This is a genomic window from Levilactobacillus tongjiangensis, from assembly GCF_003946345.1.
Classification (GTDB): Bacteria; Bacillota; Bacilli; order Lactobacillales; family Lactobacillaceae; genus Levilactobacillus; species Levilactobacillus tongjiangensis.
The window spans coordinates 1-1,688 of record NZ_RHNY01000041.1 but is presented as its reverse complement, the minus strand read 5'-3'; the positions used below and the strand labels follow the sequence as shown (position 1 = coordinate 1,688).

At 45.0% G+C, this 1,688-nt stretch carries 2 protein-coding genes; both read right to left on the bottom strand.

Going from position 1 to position 1,688, the window contains the following annotated elements; genetic code table 11:
* Window positions 1-53: 53 nt before the first annotated feature.
* The gene (locus tag EKM75_RS12655; RefSeq protein ID WP_263853504.1) at window positions 54-947 is read right to left on the bottom strand and encodes an IS3 family transposase; all 894 of its coding nucleotides are present in this window, start codon (window positions 945-947) and stop codon (window positions 54-56) included.
* Complete coding sequence (locus tag EKM75_RS12650; protein ID WP_125694963.1) at window positions 944-1,618, bottom strand: helix-turn-helix domain-containing protein; 675 nt, start codon at window positions 1,616-1,618, stop codon at window positions 944-946. The genes EKM75_RS12655 and EKM75_RS12650 overlap by 4 nt, the downstream gene beginning before the upstream one ends.
* Window positions 1,619-1,688 lie beyond the last annotated feature (70 nt).

Genomic DNA, 1,688 nt, shown 5'->3' with positions numbered 1-1,688 from the left:
TGTACTAGTCCCTGTCAAGTTGTCATACGAAATAATATAATTTTATGTTGTCTCTAAGCGGCCTCATTCCGGTATTCTACCGGGGTGAGGTCGTTTCTTGCTGGTGAGCGATCTAGGTGATTGAAGTAGTGGATTCCCTCCTTTACCAGCGCTTCAAATCCTTCGTAAGTTTTGGGCATTGGATGACGATCCATCCAATGCGTCTTGAACTCATTCCACCAACGTTCCATTGGCGCGTTATCGTAAGGCGTACCCGGTCGTGACATACTGCGTGTGACTTCATAGGGGACCAGGAAGTTATTGAATTGTTTGGACGTATAAGCTGATCCGCGGTCAGTATGAACTATCGGATTGACGTCACCAGCGTACTCAAAAGCTCGCCGAAATACTTCGATTTCGGCATCTGCTGTTTCTGTTTTACTTAAGTTAGAGGCAATCAAGACTCGTCCGTAAAGGTCCAAAACACCGCTCAACCGCATTTTGAACTGCCCATTGACGCCGTAAGATAATTCAGTTGAATCGGATAACCAAATCTGATTCGGGGCGGTGGCCGTAAAATTTTGGTTCAAAATATTATCTTGCATGTACTGTTCTTGTTTCTTGATTCTATGATGTTTCTTGACCCGAATCCGGCATCGAATCCCTAGGTTACCCATAATGCGTTTGACTCGCTTAATGGTAACGTCAAAGGTGATCTGCTCGTCTCGGTTCAGGTTTGATAAAATCTTACCAGCACCGATTGCTTGGTGATGTTGTTTAAACCAATATGTGATGCGTTCTTCTAGTAGCTTTTCTTGAGCGTCCCAGACCGTTTCTTGACGGTGGAGGAACTTGTTGTAGGCTTGCCGGCTGACGCCGACGTACGACAATAATTTTGTGATGGCACCGTGTTTCCCTTGACTGACCTCGCTGATTGCCCGATATGCCAGTCGATGTTGTTGTTTCACCCCTTGCGCTGAAGTTCCTGATATTTTTTTACAAATTCTTCCAGTAGTTTCATGTCGGCGACCTGACCTTCCAATTGTCGAATCCGTAGATTAGCTTTGTCTAGGTCGGTCAATTCTTTTTGTGCCTTACGGCGCCCACGGTTGTCTCTTAGGGCCTCATATCCGCCATCTTTAGCCTTCATAACCCATGAACGAGCCTGCTGATAGGAGACCTGATAATGCTCGGCTGCTTCGTTATATGAGTGCTTGTGTTTGGTAACGAATTCAACGACTTCAATACGTTCTTCCCACGTAGTTTTTCGGCTCATTTTCGGGACCTGCTTTCTTGACGGCGAGGCCGTCACAGTTTTGTCCCTATTATACCTGGAAACCCAAGCCCACACTTGAGTAACTGACCGTAAGCCATATTTCGTAGCTAGTTTCTGTGCGGAACCTTCGCCATTCAAGAAAGCATGGATAACTTGTAATTTGAAGATACTACTGTAGTGATGATTTTTCTTGGCTTCTCTCAGTCCATCAAGGCCATCACGTTGGTATCGATTTTGCCACCGACCTACCGTCTTTTCACCTAGTCCGTGTGCTTTCTCAAACGCATTATTGGATAACCCTGAAGCTTCAAATTCGTTGATCAATGCTAGTTTCTCGATGGCATTAAACTTAGATCTTGGCATACGAAAATCCCTCCGTCATTGTCAGATGAATTATATTATTTCATCTGACAACCACAGAGGGATCATAACA

What these genes read in the sequence shown, in the direction of transcription:
- EKM75_RS12650 (WP_125694963.1), bottom strand. Translation starts at nt 1,618, where the DNA reads ATGCCAAGATCTAAGTTTAATGCCATCGAGAAACTAGCATTGATCAAC.